Origin of the sequence: Paraburkholderia ginsengiterrae, from assembly GCF_001645125.1 — a bacterium.
GTDB lineage: Bacteria > Pseudomonadota > Gammaproteobacteria > Burkholderiales > Burkholderiaceae > Paraburkholderia > Paraburkholderia ginsengiterrae.
Window position 1 is genome coordinate 61,296 of record NZ_LXKA01000298.1, and the last position, 15,371, is coordinate 76,666.

At 61.4% G+C, this 15,371-nt stretch carries 15 protein-coding genes; 8 read left to right on the plus strand and 7 right to left on the minus strand.

The window, feature by feature from the left end; all coding sequences use genetic code 11:
- Positions 1-10: 10 nt before the first annotated feature.
- The 3 genes from A6V37_RS21180 to A6V37_RS21190 all read right to left on the minus strand — a co-directional run bounded on the left by A6V37_RS21180 (position 11) and on the right by A6V37_RS21190 (position 5,062).
- Positions 11-1,234 (minus strand): efflux RND transporter periplasmic adaptor subunit, encoded by a 1,224-nt coding sequence (locus A6V37_RS21180; RefSeq protein ID WP_064269186.1) that lies wholly within the window; start codon positions 1,232-1,234, stop codon positions 11-13.
- Between the two features lie 45 nt (positions 1,235-1,279).
- Positions 1,280-4,477: an efflux RND transporter permease subunit gene (locus A6V37_RS21185; protein ID WP_064269188.1), complete on the minus strand. Its 3,198-nt coding sequence runs from the start codon at positions 4,475-4,477 to the stop codon at positions 1,280-1,282.
- A 150-nt stretch (positions 4,478-4,627) separates the two neighbouring features.
- A complete protein-coding gene (locus A6V37_RS21190) occupies positions 4,628-5,062 on the minus strand; it encodes a VOC family protein (RefSeq protein WP_064269189.1) in 435 nt (144 codons plus the stop codon).
- A 144-nt stretch (positions 5,063-5,206) separates the two neighbouring features.
- Here A6V37_RS21190 and A6V37_RS21195 point away from each other — a divergent pair, with 144 nt between their 5' ends.
- From A6V37_RS21195 to A6V37_RS21205, 3 genes are all read left to right on the plus strand, one after another.
- Positions 5,207-6,091 (plus strand): LysR family transcriptional regulator, encoded by an 885-nt coding sequence (locus tag A6V37_RS21195; RefSeq protein ID WP_064286315.1) that lies wholly within the window; start codon positions 5,207-5,209, stop codon positions 6,089-6,091.
- Between the two features lie 183 nt (positions 6,092-6,274).
- Positions 6,275-6,913, plus strand: coding sequence for a LysE family translocator (locus A6V37_RS21200; protein ID WP_064269192.1), 639 nt, complete (start codon positions 6,275-6,277; stop codon positions 6,911-6,913).
- A gap of 71 nt (positions 6,914-6,984) precedes the next feature.
- Positions 6,985-7,344 (plus strand): hypothetical protein, encoded by a 360-nt coding sequence (locus A6V37_RS21205; protein WP_064269194.1) that lies wholly within the window; start codon positions 6,985-6,987, stop codon positions 7,342-7,344.
- 182 nt (positions 7,345-7,526) lie between these two features.
- On the opposite strand, the gene A6V37_RS21210 is transcribed toward A6V37_RS21205, so the two are convergent.
- Entirely contained in the window at positions 7,527-8,906 is a 1,380-nt protein-coding gene (locus A6V37_RS21210; protein ID WP_064269195.1) for a DUF1329 domain-containing protein, read from the minus strand.
- 76 nt (positions 8,907-8,982) lie between these two features.
- Positions 8,983-9,966 (minus strand): NADP-dependent oxidoreductase, encoded by a 984-nt coding sequence (locus tag A6V37_RS21215; protein WP_064269205.1) that lies wholly within the window; start codon positions 9,964-9,966, stop codon positions 8,983-8,985.
- Positions 9,967-10,255: 289 nt separating this feature from the next.
- Between A6V37_RS21215 and A6V37_RS21220 the strand changes: the two genes are divergently transcribed.
- The 5 genes from A6V37_RS21220 (at position 10,256) to A6V37_RS21240 (ending at position 14,296) form a co-directional block, all read left to right on the plus strand.
- The gene (locus tag A6V37_RS21220; RefSeq protein ID WP_064269197.1) at positions 10,256-11,272 is read left to right on the plus strand and encodes an AraC family transcriptional regulator; all 1,017 of its coding nucleotides are present in this window, start codon (positions 10,256-10,258) and stop codon (positions 11,270-11,272) included.
- A gap of 349 nt (positions 11,273-11,621) precedes the next feature.
- Complete coding sequence (locus A6V37_RS21225) at positions 11,622-11,966, plus strand: hypothetical protein (RefSeq protein WP_064269198.1); 345 nt, start codon at positions 11,622-11,624, stop codon at positions 11,964-11,966.
- Positions 11,956-12,591, plus strand: a complete 636-nt coding sequence (locus tag A6V37_RS21230; RefSeq protein WP_064269199.1) for a Dabb family protein — start codon at positions 11,956-11,958, stop codon at positions 12,589-12,591. The genes A6V37_RS21225 and A6V37_RS21230 overlap by 11 nt, the downstream gene beginning before the upstream one ends.
- Positions 12,588-13,469: an SDR family NAD(P)-dependent oxidoreductase gene (locus A6V37_RS21235; protein WP_064269200.1), complete on the plus strand. Its 882-nt coding sequence runs from the start codon at positions 12,588-12,590 to the stop codon at positions 13,467-13,469. Before A6V37_RS21230 ends, A6V37_RS21235 begins: the two co-directional genes overlap by 4 nt.
- A gap of 2 nt (positions 13,470-13,471) precedes the next feature.
- The gene (locus A6V37_RS21240; protein WP_064269201.1) at positions 13,472-14,296 is read left to right on the plus strand and encodes an SDR family NAD(P)-dependent oxidoreductase; all 825 of its coding nucleotides are present in this window, start codon (positions 13,472-13,474) and stop codon (positions 14,294-14,296) included.
- A 155-nt stretch (positions 14,297-14,451) separates the two neighbouring features.
- On the opposite strand, the gene A6V37_RS21245 is transcribed toward A6V37_RS21240, so the two are convergent.
- The gene (locus tag A6V37_RS21245; RefSeq protein ID WP_064269202.1) at positions 14,452-14,907 is read right to left on the minus strand and encodes a GNAT family N-acetyltransferase; all 456 of its coding nucleotides are present in this window, start codon (positions 14,905-14,907) and stop codon (positions 14,452-14,454) included.
- Positions 14,908-14,973: 66 nt separating this feature from the next.
- Positions 14,974-15,371, minus strand: a 398-nt coding sequence (locus tag A6V37_RS39345; protein ID WP_165614454.1) for a LysR family substrate-binding domain-containing protein, incomplete at its 5' end; no start/stop codon positions are given.

Sequence of the window (15,371 nt, forward strand, 5' to 3'; positions counted from 1 at the left end):
ACCACGTCTTTCACGACGCCCCCTTGCTGCTGGATTGCGGTTGCACGATCTGCACGTGATCGCCGTCGGCGATCGAATCGCTCGGGTTGATGATGATCTTGTCGCCAGCGTCGATCCCGCTTTCGATCTCGAGCGACTGCCCCAGGTCCTGCGCGATCACGATCTTGCGCAACTGCACGTTGCCTTTCCCATCGACCACCGCAAGGCGCGGACCTTCAGCGCGAAACAGCAGCGCGTTGCCCGGCACCATCAATTGTGCATGCGCGGCGGCCGGCACCGCGACCTGCACATACGCGCCGGGCCGCAGCGTGCCGTCCGGATTCGGCAGCGTGACTTCGATCTGCAGCGAACGGGTGGGCACGTCGATTGCGCCGGATATGTGGGTGATCGTGCCGTGAAACTGCTGACCCGGCAGTTCCGCCTGCGTCACCACCACCTTCTGCCCGACCGACACGTTCTGCGCATACGCCTGCGGCAGTTGCACGTAGACGCGCAGCGGATCCGACTGCGCCAGCGCGAAGAGCGCGCGGCTCGTGCCGCTGCCCGCGTCGATCAGGTCGCCGACATCGACGTTGCGCTGCGTGACCACGCCCGCGAACGGCGCGACGATGCGCTTGAACGATTCGAGCTGCTGCAGGCGCTTCACGTTGGCGTCCGCGGCGGCGAGGTTGGCGACATCCTGCGTATAGGTGCTCTGCCGTTCGTCGAGTTCCTGCTGCGACACCGCATCGCGCTGACGCAGTTGCTGCCAGCGGTCCAGCGAGCTTTTCGCAAGGCCGAGGCTCGAGCTGGTTTGCTGGCGCTGCGCCAGCGCTTGAGCAAGCTCCTGATCGATTTCAGGCGTGTCCAGATCGGCGAGCAACTGCCCCTGCTTCACACGTGCGCCGATATCGACGTACCAGTGCAGCAGATAGCCGGTTGAACGCGCGTAGATCGGCGACTCGACATTGCCGCGCAACGTGCCCGGCAGCAGCGTATTGCCGCCGCCGTCCGTTTGCGTCGGGCTCACCACGTTCACATACTGCGTGGCATTCTGCCTCGTCGTCTCCGCTACCGAGCGGTTTTGCATCATGTCGGCGACTACGGTGCGCAACGCGCCCAGGGCGAGCAGCGCCAGCACGATCCAGACGGCGATCCTGGCGCGCTTCCATACCTGATGGCGCGGCGGCAACGCGCGGCCGCTTTCGGTTTCGCGCGCGGGAATTGCTAGCGATGCGTGAGTTTTTTCGGTCATCTCAGTCAGCCAGATTAGTCAGCCAATTCAGTCAGCCATGTATCTTTACGCGGGCGTGCCCGCGCCGCCGTGGGTATCCGTCGGGTTCGCGTCATCGTCATCGCCGTGGCGCCGTGCGAGGCGCGTGTGAATCGCGGCAAACACGAGCGGCACAAAAAACAGCGTGGACACCGTGGCAAACAGCAATCCGCCGATCACCGCGCGACCGAGCGGCGCATTCTGCTCGGCGCCCTCGCCGAGACCCAGCGCCATCGGAATCATGCCGATGATCATCGCGAACGCCGTCATCAGCACCGGCCGGATCCGGCTTGCCCCGGCTTCGAGCGCGGCGGTGAGCGGCGGTGCGCCGGCGGAGAGCCGCTGGCGCGCGAACGACACCATCAGAATACTGTTGGCGGTGGCCACGCCCATCGTCATGATCGCGCCGGTCAAGGCCGGCACGCTCAGATGCGTGCCCGTCAGGAACAGCATCCACACGATGCCCGCGAGCGCTGCCGGCAACGCGCTGACGATAATCAGCGGATCGACCCACGACTGGAAATTCACCACGATCAACAGGTACACCAGCACGATCGCCATCGCCACGCCGATGCCGAGACCGAAGAACGAACTGCGCATGGTCTCCACCTGGCCGCGCACGGTGATCTGACTGCCGCGCGGCAGCGAGGCGCGCACGTTGTCCACGAACTTGTCGACCTGATTCGCCACGCTGCCCAGGTCGCGCTTTTCGACGCTCACATAGAGATCGATCACCGGCCTGATGTTGTAGTGGGTGACTTCCGCGAACTGATTCTGCGGCGAAACCCGCACGAGGTTGCCGAGCAGTTGCGTCGGCCCGTTGGCCGAGCCCGACACCGGCGTGCGCAACAGCGCATCGATCGACGAAATCTGGTACTGCGGCGTCTGCACCGCGACGTTGTACTCGACGCCGTTCTTGTTGTTGAACCAGAAACCCGGCGACGTCTGCGAACTGCCGGACAGCGAAATGAGCAGGTTCTGCGCCACGTTGCTCGCGCTGAGATTCAGTTGCTGAAGGCGCGTGCGATCCATCTGCAGGTTGATCGCCGGTTCGTCCAGTTTCTGCTGGATATGCGTATCCACCGTGCCGGGAATCATCCGCACCTGTTTGAGCAGCTTGCGCGCCACGTCCAGGTTGCCCTCCTGATCGGCCCCGGCGATCTGCACGTCGACGGCTGCGGGCAAGCCGAAGTTGAGAATCTGCGTGACGATATCCGCCGGCTGAAAGAAAAACTCGACGCCCGGAAAGCGCTGCGGCAATACTCTGCGAAGGGTGTCCATGTAGCCTTGCGTCGGCTTGTGGTTCTCGTTCAGGGCCACCTGGATCTCGCCGTCGAGCGTGCCGATCGTGCCCGCGTTGCTGTACGAGAGGTTGATGCCGCTATACGGCAACCCGAGGTTGTCGAGAATCGTGCCGAGTTCTTTCGGCGGCACGACCTCGCGGATCACCTTCTCGACCTCGTCGGCAAGGCGCGCGGTTTCCTCGATGCGCGTGCCGGTCGGCGCGCGCATGTGCAGGCGAATGTCGCCGGCGTCCACGCTCGGAAAAAAGTCTTCGCCGAGCACGAAAATCAGCCCCATCGACACAATGCAAAAGCCGAGGAATGCGCTGCCGAACACGCCACGCCGCACCAGCACGTTGCTGAGAATCATGATGTAGGCGGCACGCATGCGCTCGAAACCGTGATCGAAGCGTAGATAAACCCGCCTGAACAGGCTCGGCTTCGTGCCGTCCTTCGGCTTGTGCGCGTGCCCCATCAACAGCATCGCCAGGGTCGGCACGAGCGTACGCGACAGGATGTACGAGGCGAGCATGGCGAACACCACGGCTTCGGCGAGCGGCACGAACAGGTAACGCGCCACGCCGGTCAGGAAGAACATCGGCACGAACACGATACAGATACACAGCGTCGACACCAGCGCCGGAATCGCGATTTCACCGGCCCCGTCGAGAATCGCGTCGTGGAGATTCGTGCCCATATGCAGATGCCGCTCGATGTTCTCGATCGTCACCGTGGCGTCGTCCACCAGAATCCCGACCGCGAGCGCGAGACCGCCGAGCGTCATGATGTTGATGGTCTGCCCGAGCGCATGCAACGCAATCAGAGAGGACAGGATCGACAATGGAATCGAGATCGCGATGATGCAGGTGCTGCGCCAGTTGCCGAGAAACAGCAGAATCATCGCGGCAGTCAGCGCGGCGGCGACCAGCGCCTCGCGCACCACGCCCTGCACGGCCGCTTTCACGAACACCGATTGATCGAACAGCGCGGTGATGTTCAGATCCGGCGGCAACGCGGCGCGCGCGCCCGGCAGCAGATCGCGCAGCGTATTGACGATCGAGAGCGTCGACGCGTTGCCGTTCTTGAGTATCGAAATCAGCACGCCGCGATGCCCGTTCTGCCGCACGATATTGGTCTGCGGCGAGAAGCCGTCACGCACGTGCGCGACTTCGCGCAGATAGGTCGTCGCGCCGTTCAGCGTGCGCACCGGAATATCGTTCAGCCCTTCCACGGTCGCCGGCGAGCCGTTCATGTTGATCGTGTATTCCTTCGGTCCGATCTTGGCTGTGCCGGTCGGCAGAATCAGGTTCTGTGCGTTGAACGCACTGACCACGTCGGACGGCGTCAGGCCTTTTGCCAGCAACGCGCGCGTGTCGAGATCGACCGAAATCAGGCGCGACTTGCCGCCGTAGGGGTAAGGCACGGCCGCGCCGGGAATCGTCACGAGCTGGGGGCGCAGGAAGTTCAGCGCCGTATCGTTGAGCGCCTGCTCGGAGAGCTTCGGGCTCGACAGGCCGAGCTGGATCACCGGAATGCTCGACGCCGAATAGCTGATCACCAGCGGCGGCGTGGCACCCGGCGGCATCTGCTTGAGCTGCGCCTGCTCGACCGCCACCGTTTGAGCAATGGCGGTCTGAATGTTTGCATCCGGCTGCAGGAAAATCTTCAGGATCGCAATGCCCGCGAGCGACTGCGATTCAATGTGCTGGATGTTGTTGACCGTGGTGGTCAGGCTGCGCTCATTGACCGAGGTGATGCGGTTGGCCATGTCTTCGGCAGACAGGCCCGTGTAGTTCCAGATGATGCTGACCACCGGAATATTGATTTCCGGCAGCACGTCGACCGGCGTGGTCATCAGCACGAACGGCGTCGCCAGCAAAATCAGAATGGCCATCACGATGAACGTGTATGGCCGTTTAAGCGCAACGTTGACGATCCACATGAAACGCGCCCGAGAAAATGCAGGTCAGAAGGGGAAGGTGAATCAGCGCTTATGCTAGATCGTTAGCACCAACACCTGCATGGCGCGAAAATGGCGGGATTGTCAGGAAGGTAAACGTAAGGATGCATTTCGCGGTGGTTTTCAACAACCTTACTTGGCAAACAACGACGACATATCGGCAAATGCCTTGAATTCCAGCGCGTTGCCCGACGGATCGAGGAAGAACATGGTCGCCTGCTCCCCTACTTCGCCCTTGAAGCGCACATGCGGTTCGATGATGAAGTCGATGCCGGCGTTGCGAAGTTTATCCGCGGCGGCCTGCCATTGTTCCATCGAGAGCACCGCGCCGAAGTGGCGAACCGGCACCGCGTCGCCATCGACCTTGCTGGTTTGACGGTGGCCGATTTCCTCCGGCGCGAGGTGGGCGACGATCTGGTGGCCGTAGAAGTTGAAATCGACCCATTCCTCCGAACTGCGCCCTTCCGGACAGCCGAGCAGCACGCCGTAAAACTCGCGGGCCGCGGCGAGGCTATGGACAGGGAACGCCAGATGGAACGGCGGCAAAACGGTATTGGCAACGCTCATGGTGGGAACACTCGCTAACAGGACTGGGATTAAACGTGCCGGCCAACCCGGCCGCACGCGTGAAGCAAAGTTTAACCATGATCAAATTTGGTGAAAAACGATATATATTTGAGCTGACCATCACCAAAATCGATCAATCGAATCATGCTGAGCGAACTCAGGACCTTTATCGCGGTTAGCCGGTACGGCACGTTTTCCGGCGCGGGCGCGCGCATCGGCCTCACGCAATCCGCGGTGAGCGCGCAGATGCAGAGGCTGGAAGAAGAGCTTGGCTTTGCCCTCTTCGACCGCACTGGCCGCTCCGCCACGCTCAACGACGCCGGCCGCGAAACGCTCGCGCTCGCCGAAGAAATGATGACGCTCTACGCGCGGCTCTCGGAACGCGGCACGGTCGCGGCGGAAAGCGGCATGCTGAAAGTGGGCGCGATCGCGTCGGCGCAGGTGTCGTTTCTCGCGGACGCGCTGGCGCGCTTTCGCGACGACCGCCCCGGCTGGCGGATTCGCGTCGTGCCGGGCGTGTCGCTCGGCTTGCTGGGGCAAGTGGATTCCGGTGAACTGGATCTGGCCGTCATCATCAAACCGCCGTTCGCACTGCCGTCCGAACTCGAATGGCGCACGCTCGTCGCCGAGCCGTTCGTGCTGCTCGTGCCGAAGGCGCTGGCACGTCTCAAGGGCGAGGCGCGCCCGTGGCGGGAGCTGCTCAGAAACGAGCCGTTTATCCGCTATGACCGCACGTCTTTCGGCGGCCGGCTGGTGGACCGTTTTCTGAGGCGTTCGCGGCTGAACGTACAGGACGTGATCGAACTGGACGAATTGCAGGGGATCGTGCAACTGGTCGCGCGCGGCATCGGCGTGGCGCTGCTTCCAAACACGGCGGGACTCGGCAAGTGGCCCGCCAATGTCGTGGCGCTCGAACTCGGCGACGCGACGTTCCAGCGGGAAATCGGCCTCGTGCAGCGTCCGCGGCATAGCCGGCAGGCCGTGGCGGACGCACTGGCCGACTGCATCGGCGCGGCGGCGAGCGCCTGAGGCGCTGCCCAGGCCGCTGCCGTGCGCGCTGAATTGTCCTGCTGCGAGCGCCGTCAACTGTTCCTGTGAGGGTCACCTTGCGGCGCGTAGAATCGTTGTTCGCGCACCGATTCGCGTGCGCGTACCCTCCCCCTGTGTTCGTGCCGAGCCGCACGGTTTGCCCACCGCCGAGGTTTATCGCCCATGATCGCCAGCCCCTTCATCACCGCCGATGTCCTGATCGCCTATAGCGCCTACTTCGTCGGTACGGCGAGCCCTGGGCCGAGCAATCTCGCGATCATGTCGCTCGCCATGAGCGCGGGCCGCCGCTCGGCGCTGAGCTTCGCGCTCGGCGTGATCTCGGGATCGTTCTTCTGGGCTCTGCTGGCGTCGCTGGGTTTGTCGGCGGTGCTCGCGACTTACTCGGAGTGCCTCGTGGCGGTCAAGATTGCCGGTGGCCTCTATCTGCTGTGGCTCGGCGTCAAATCCGCGCGTTCCGCTTTCCGGCCGGGCACGTTGCCGGCGACCATCAGGCGGCAGGACGAACCGTTCAAGCGACTTTACTTGCGCGGCCTCGCGCTTCATCTCACGAATCCGAAATCCATCCTCGTATGGATGTCGATCGTGTCGCTCGCCATGGCCCCGGCGGGCGGTGCCTCGCACACGGTGCCGGTGGTGCTCGGCTGCCTGTGTATCGGCATCTCCGTGTTCGGCAGCTATGCGGTGCTGTTTTCGACCGAGTCCGCGCGGCGCATCTACGTGGCGATCCGGCGCTGGCTCGACGGCTCGCTCGCGATCATGTTCGGCATCGCCGGCTTCAAACTGCTGACGTCGAAAACCTAGGCTTGTGCCGAGGTGTGCTCGCCGCTCTGCGATACTGTCGCCATGACGACAGCAGCGGATAGACAGACACGATGAGCGGCAGTCACGATGAGAACCCGGCAGTACGGCGCTCGCCCTTCCAGAAGCGGCTTTATCTCGCGGGCACGGCGGTGTTCGTGGCCGCCCTGATCGCGGCGGCGATCATCTATGCGACAACGCCGCCGCCGGATAGCGCCGTCGCGATGTACAGCATGGCCGATCCGCGCTATCAGGCCGAATTGCAGCAAATCGGCGGCAATGCGGCGGTGCTGATGGCGCAGTTTCATCAATGGTTCGACGGACTCTGGCACGGCACCGCGCTCGCCTGGACGGTGGCCGTGCTGGGTGCCGCCGTCGCGCTCGCGTGCTTTTTTATCGGGTATTTTTTCGACGATGGCCACGCGCCGCGCTAGTTGCCTGGTTGCGAGTACCGTAGAACTTGAGGACGACTACCTCCGTTCTTGCGGAAGTTCGGGTGGGCTGACATGGGTGCCACGACTCGCGCAGTTCGGCTGTCTCCGAACGCCCCCTTTGAGGCGCCCGGCACCTGCATCGCGGAGATGCCTGGCTGCCGGGAAGCGTAGAAAAATGAGCCTCAAAGACCTGATGCTCGAATTGAATCCGGAGAAAAATAACCTTCGTTGAATTCCGGGTCGCTATTCAGACGCACCATCTTGCCCTCGTTCGTCATTCGATCGGCCATATACGCCGAAGAAACAAGATCCTGATAAAACACGGTTGCTGGATAGAATCGCTGCGCGTCATACGCATAGAACGTCGCTTGCATGTTGGTTCGCCACAACTGGCCATGGGCGTCATAGTTATCGGCCAGCAACGCCATCCAGGTGTCCTCATCAAGATAGATCACCCGCTTGGCGTACTCATGGCGAAAACCTGGCTTCAACGTAGCCTCGAGAACCCAAACCCGGTGCAACTCATAGCGGACAAAATCTGGATTGGGATGGCCTTTCGTCAATAGCGACGCATATTTGATCGAAGAATCGTTCAGTTTGTAATTGTCGTAAGGGACATAGATCTCTTTTTTCCCGAGAATTTTCCAGTCGTAACGCTCACCAGAACCATTGAACAGACGGTCGTCGTCAACCGTCCTGAATCCGCCCGGCCCCTGAGGCTGATCGAATCCATATTCGGGAGACTGACGGACACGCCGCGTGCCGGGGTTGTAAACCCATGTTTTGGTGAGGTCGGATCCTTCGTGGTTCCAGTAGGTCTGCGAGACAATGAGACTGCCACGATCGCTAAGCGGCAGATCCGTTCCCACACGAGCGAACGTCCTGTCGATAAATGGTTGGCTGGGATCAAACTTCGGGCCGTTCATCGGCGACCAGATGTCGTATTTCCACTTTCCCCAAGCAATATTGCCGGTCGGATAGACGACCGCCTGATCGTAAACCGCAGCCTCGGTGCAGATCGCTGATGAGAAACGCAAATTCCACATCAACTCCTGTCCGCTATGAGGAACGGGAAAAGGCGCCTGCGGAGGATAACTCTTGAGGCCGTTGCCGTCCGCGGTCATTTGCACACTTTGTGCGTACGTTCTGATATTTTTATACGCAGCTTCGTCGTAGCGAAAATCTCGGTGACTCGGATAGACGATCATCTTGAACGTCGACGGAGATTGCCTGAATAGTGCCTTCTGCCCGTCAGTCAGGTTCGCCTGGTATCCGGACATGTTTTGCGCAGTGATGACGAAGCGCGGTTGTTCGCCCGAGTACGGATCAGGATATCGATCCCCCTCCTTGTATGCGACGCCCGGCGGCAAGCCCAACCATTTTCCTGTCCATGCTGGAATGGTTCCATCCTTGTTGCCCGCACGCTCCGCTCCCATCGGCGTGAGCGAGCTACCCAACTGATTGACCTCCTCCGAGCTCATGGAGGCCACCGCGGAAGTGCTTGCGAATATCATTGCCGCATTAATACTAAGCAATCCGAATGTTACTGCACGTGAAGGCATCACTTTGTCTCACTTCATATTGATGAATAGTTTATTTGACTGGTTCCCGGTGTAACTGAAATCAGCTTCTGCGCTATCAGGTCAGGTCGTCAGAGATTTGCAAAACGAGCTTCGCGCGGTGCTTGCCGTTCTGAACCATGCTATGAGCGCGCGCCACTTCGTCGATGGGCAACGATTCGATGCGAGGGGGATGGACCTGGCCGCCAGCGAGCAGATTCGCAATCTGGCCAAGTTGCTGGCCACTTGGCATCTTGCTAAACGCCAACCTGGTCCGAAGACCCCGCCGTGCGGCCTCCTCGCGGTCCGGCCCGGTGTCGCCTTGCATCAAGGTGAGGATACTGACCAGGGTGCCGCCCGGTCGTAGCATGTCGAGCCCGGCAGGCAGCGTGGCGCAGCCGACTGTGTCCAGGATCAGGTCAACCCCTGCCGGCGACCATTCATAAACGGCAGCCGGGATGTCCTGGGTTCGATAGTCGATGTTGCAGTCGGATCCGAGCGCCGTGACATAGTCGAAATTGTAGTCACCGCAGGTGACCGCGACGTGGGCGCCGACGTGCCTGGCAAACTGGATGGCGAATGCGCCAACGGCCCCCGCCCCGCCGTGGATCAGCACGCGCTGACCGGGCTGGAGCTCGCCATCATCAAAGATCCCCGTCCATGCGGCTAAAGCGGGTGTCGGCACGGCAGCGGCCTGCGCGAAGCTGAGGTTCTCGGGCATGCGCACCACTGACGCCTGCGAAACCGTGACGAATTCCGCGTAGGCTCCCCATTTGCCGGCCCCAACATCACTCTGTGCAAAAACCCGCATGCCCTTCTCGAAGCCAACCACGTCGGGCCCGATATCGACCACGGTTCCGGAAAGATCAAACCCGATGACAAAGGGAAACGCATAGTTGATGAACGATTTCAGATAACCTTCCCGGCACTTCCAGTCCGCGGGATTCACGCCTGCATACGCGACCTTGATCAGAATCTCGCCGGGACCGGCTTCGGGTCTCTGAACACTGGCGATCTTCATGACCTCCGGTCCGCCAACGCGATCCAGTACGACCGCACGCATTGCAGCACCTTCTGCAGGTTCCATTTCATCTCCGTGGAGCGTCGCTCGCAATCAGGCGGGAGAATTCCCATGCATGCCCTTTGCGAGGATGCTCATGCTCTGTTCAAAAGTGACAGGCCGACGCCTGAGGACTATCATCGCCGTGCCCGCAAGCCTGCAAGAATCGCTAACAGGGACATGACCTGGCAGACGGGCTTGCAGCGTGATGTCATTATCGAGTGGGTACGGAAGCGCAACGCTTACCGTTTCGATCATCAACCGCTACGACCTCGCTCAAAAGGAGATTTGCGTGGCAACTTCGCGAAAGCGGCACACGGCGCGCGTGCCGCAGGGCCTGGGCTCGCGTTTGCTGGACGAACTGAGCCGCCATGGCGGCACGAACGCCGCAAGCACGCTGCCGGTTTTGCCTGATGCTGCCGCCCCTCTTTCGGCAGATCATTTCGTCGAGATGTATCGCGCGGCTATCGAGCAACTGGAGGCACAAGTCGCGCAAGGTGACGGCCATCCTCCGATGCGCAAGACTGAGGTCGACCTCATGTGCCGGTGCCTGCTCAGCTGCCGTTCGCTTGATGAAGCCATACACTGCGCGATCGACTTCTGCGCCATGCTGCATCCGCGGGCTGGCGCGTTGAGTTTGAAGGCGACCCAGCTGAGCGCAACGTTCTGCATGGACTCGTTGCGTCAACGGCAAAGTTCTGCGGCATGCCTGGTTGACCTGACGGGCTTGCTGTTCTATCTCCAGCTCTTCAGCTGGTTAATCGGGCAACCGTTGAAACCGGACAAGGTTTTTCTCGCACATCCGCTGCGCGAAGATGCCTCCCCCTTCCTCGGTCTGTTCGGGGCGCCGGTCGCTGTCGGTGAGCCGACCTATGGGTTCACATTCGACGCCGCTTTGCTGACGCGGCCCGTGCTGCGTCAGCCGGCAGAGCTCGCCCCATTCCTGATGGACGTGCCGTATCGGCTGACCGGAACGCTTCCGGATGCGTTGTCAGTTTCCCAGCAGGTATACGGCTTCCTCGATGCCGCATTGGCGCGGGAAGTTCCTCTTCCCACCTTGAGCGAAATCGCTACATACCTCGCTATTAGCGAGCCGACACTCCGACGGCGCCTGGCCGCTCAAAACACCGGCTACCAGGCGTTGCGTGAACAATGCCTGCGAGAGTTCGCTGTGCGCTGTCTGCACTCAACTAACTGGTCGATGAGCCGCATCGCTGGCCATCTGGGCTTCAGCGACGAAGCCTCCTTTCGGCGCGCCTTCGTTCGTTGGACTGGGCAGGCGCCCAGCCATTTTCGCCGTCGCCAGTAGCGGGCTGGAAGGCTCAGGGCGCCCACGTCAAACACGGCTTGCCGCGTCGCCTTCACGCAAAGCCCGTTTTGATCGCCACGGTAGTGTTTTCCGATCGATGGGGTAAGGGTCACGCTTAATGACCCACCACATAATGAATTCACTCGCTCGCGCTTCCGTGCAAAACGGGACGATCGGGTCTTTCCCGCAACACCCAGACCTAGCCAGGCGCAGTTGCCCGCTGCGGGTCCCTGCCGCCCAGGCGAACACGCTCACGCAAACGGAACATACGAACCATGACGATCGGCAGACCATCGCTGCAGCGCCCTAGCGCTTGCCTCCACGCCACTGCGCATCAAGGAGGCAACCGATGATCCACGTGCTGGACGAAATCCTGGTGAATGCCGAGCACCTACCCGCCGTGCTCACCCTTTTGCAGGAGCGCAACCTTGGTGACAGTTCGGCACGGGGGCTCGCGCTGCTCAATCGCTGGGTATCGCCGCCCGTGGCCATCCCAGGCGAATCCAATACGTTATGGCTACTGTGGCAGTTACCGGATGTGTTCGCCTACTACGGCATGCGCGCCGCCGCCGGGTTGGAAGTAATCGAATTCTGGTCGGCGGTGGATCAACTCGCTCATCGTCGCCGTCGCCATGTTCTGACCGATGCCGAGCAGCCTCTGCCTGAACCCTTGGAGTGTCGTGATGCGGTTTGAAACAGCCCAGCTCTATGTTGAGCATGACGCTTGCCCCGATACGCTGGAGCGCGAACTGGCCGCATGTGCTCACTCGCTACCCGGTCTGCGCCGGATTGTCTCTGGGCGAAACATGGAAGGTTGCTGGGGGGCCGGCGACTATACCGTCGATCTGCACTTCGAGGACGGTGCCGATGATGCTACGGCCGCTGCCTGCCTCGCGCGGTTGCCGGGCGTGTCGCGTGCGGATCATCTTGTGTATCGGCCGCTAGACGATGGCCAGCGGGCGGCTGGCTTGCAAAACGGTGTCTGGCGCACGTTGCTATTGCGCGTAAGGCCAGAGGCATGCAGCGAACACGTCGCCGCCCTGGAGCGCGATCTGCTGCGCATGCCGACGTACATGCCGACCATTCGCAACTGGCAACTGAGCCGGGTCACGTCGCCGAGTGCGTGGACCCACGTCTGGCAGCAGGAGTTCGCCTGCGTCGAGGACCTTCAGGGGGAGTATCTGACACACCCTTTTCATTGGGGCTGGGTGGACCGCTGGTTCGACCCTGAGTTTCCCGAATGGACAGTGGCGGCCATTTCTCATGCCTTCTGCCCACTGGAATCAAGCATCCTGACCCTTCCCGCCATCACGCAATGAACGATACGACCAACAGGCAACAAAAATTGACCGGCAAAGTTGCGCTCATCACCGGCGCAAGCCGCGGCATCGGCCGAGCCATTGCCCAGCGCTTCGCCGCGGAAGGTGCAACGGTGATAGTCAGCGGCCGAAGCCTTGAACACTCCGTCATTCTGCCGGGGACACTGGCTGAGACCGTGGCGTTGATCACGCAGGCGGGAGGGCATGCAATCGCACTGGCCGCCGACCTGGAAAAAACAGCGGAGCGCGACACGCTGGTCGCGCGTGCGGCCGCAGCGGCGGGTGGCCTCGACATTCTGGTCAACAACGCCGGCTTCGCCGAATACTGCCCCGTCGAGCCAATGCCAATGGCAATGTTCGACCGTACGCTGGATCACTACCTGCGGATTCCCTTCGCGTTGAGTCAGGCGGCCATCCCGCTGATGCGCGCACGTGGCGCCGGCTGGATCCTGAACCTGGGTTCCGTGACGGCGCTTGCGCCATTGCGTCCCTATTCTGTGTTCGATAGCGCTGGTGGCGTAACCGTATACGCGGCGATCAAGTCGGCGGTCAACCGCCTTACCCAAGGCCTCGCCGCCGAACTGGAGGCCGACAACATCGCGGTGAATTCCGTGGCACCCAGTACGGCCATTCGCACGCCAGGCGCTGACCAGCATATCCCAGCGCAATATCCGACCGAAGCGGTCGAGTACCTGGCCGAAACGGCGCTTGCGCTTTGTCACCTGTCAGCACGCGAACGGACCGGCCTGGTCGCGCACAGTCTGCACTTTCCGCTTGCCTGCCAACTGCCCGTCTATTCGCTTGACGGACGCGAACTGTTGCCTCCGCCGATATTGTCGGACGTGGTCCATCCACACATTGTTCCGTCCGGAGCCTGATCTTGACGACACCCATTCGCTTCGACGGCGGTACCGCCGTGATCACTGGCGCGGCCAGTGGTATTGGCAGCGGCCTTGCTTGCCATGCGGCATCGCTCGGCATGCGTCTGGTGCTGGCCGACGTTGATCGGCCGCGACTCGACGCATTTGCCGCCACGCTGGACGCCGACGTGCTGACCGTCGTCACTGACGTCTGCAACCCTGACGCCGTGGACGCACTGGCAGAACAAACCTGGCAGCGATATGGTCGAGTGGACCTGCTGTTCAACAACGCAGGCGTGATGGCCACCGGCTTCACCTGGGAGATCTCTTTCGAGCAATTCGAACGCAGTTTCGCGGTGAACGTGCACGGCGTGCTGAACGGTATTCGTAGCTTCGTGCCCAGGATGCTGAACGCGGGCACGCCCGCACATATCGTCAATACGGCGTCGATTGGCGGATTCCTGCCGAGCCCATTGATGGCTCCCTACTCTGCCAGCAAGTTCGCGGTCGTGGCGCTGACCGAATCGCTGCACGGTGAACTCAAAATGCTGAACGCGCCGATCGGCGCGTCGTTGCTCGCACCCGGCCCGGTTCAAAGCGGAATTTTCAACGCGCCCCTTGTCGATGCGGCGAAGCGCCCTGAAGTCCAGCAGTTCGTCGAGAAGCTGCGCACGATGCTGTCGGCGTACGGACTGGCGCCGGACGAATTCGCTGAACGTGTGTTCACCGGCATTCGAGAGGGGCGTTACTGGTTGTTGCCTCAGCCGGAAATGGTTGACGAACCGCTACGACAACGCATGGAGGGCATACTCGCACGTCGCGATCCTGAACTGCCTGCGTATTGACGGAGCAACGGCTGCCTGGGGTGCTACGAAGCGCTGGACGTGTTCACAGATCTGGCAAAGCAAGGCGACGGGGCAGCATCGATCTGATGGGCGTGGCATCTGCGCGTCGATAGTCGATATGATTAGCCGTCTCGTGTCAGGCGGCGAGCGGACGGTCACGAAATCTGTTTAGGTTCGCCTGGCTGGCGCACGTAGAAGATGTCCCATTCTGCTTCGTCCGTCGGTATGAAGCCATAACGCTGGTAGAAGCGGTTTGAATCACTGCCGCGTAAAGCACCTAGGCGGATTGGCATGCGTTGCACGTCGGCGTTTGCGAAGACTGCCTGCAAGACGGCTGCGCCGATTCCTTTCCCTTGGTGCTCCGGCAGAATGTAAAAGTGGTCCAGGAGCCAGTGGTCTTCCTGTGGGCGAATCAGGATAAAACCTGACTGAACACCATCGACCTCTATGAATCGACACAGCGCGGGGTCGAACGACGCGAGGAAGCGCTCGCGAGCACGTTGCGCGTCGAAACGACCGATTCGCTCCAAGCTCTCGCGCATCGCGGCGATGCGGATGGCTACGAGTGCATCTGCATCCGATTGGGTTGTATTACGGAGGGCGATGTTCAATTGGCGCGGTTCCTGATCAACGGATTTTTGAATTGATGTCGGAGGTCCGCTCCTGGCCCACAGAGGTCAAGCAATTCGACAGGCCATTGAAACCCTCGGCTGGTTCACTTCTGCCGCTGCTGCCAGTGTTTCTCGTACGCCTGGCCGATCGGCGCGCGAAGCGAGTCCGATACCAACCGATAGTGCCTCGCCCTCGACCAGCGACCTGTAGACGACGCCTGCCCGCTTCAAAGCGGTGAACGATTTCGGCAGCAGGGCTACACCACGTCCGTTCGCGACTTCACCCAGTAAAACGTGATGGTCCGATGGCTCCCTCAGTTTTGACGGGGCGAACCCGTGGCGTGAGAAAACCGCCTGGCAGTGGTCGTAGAACGCGGGCTGTCGCGCCCGTTCGAACCAGAAGACCTTTTCGCGTGCCAGGTCCGCGAGACCAACTTTTCGGCGCTTCGCCAGATGATGGGTTG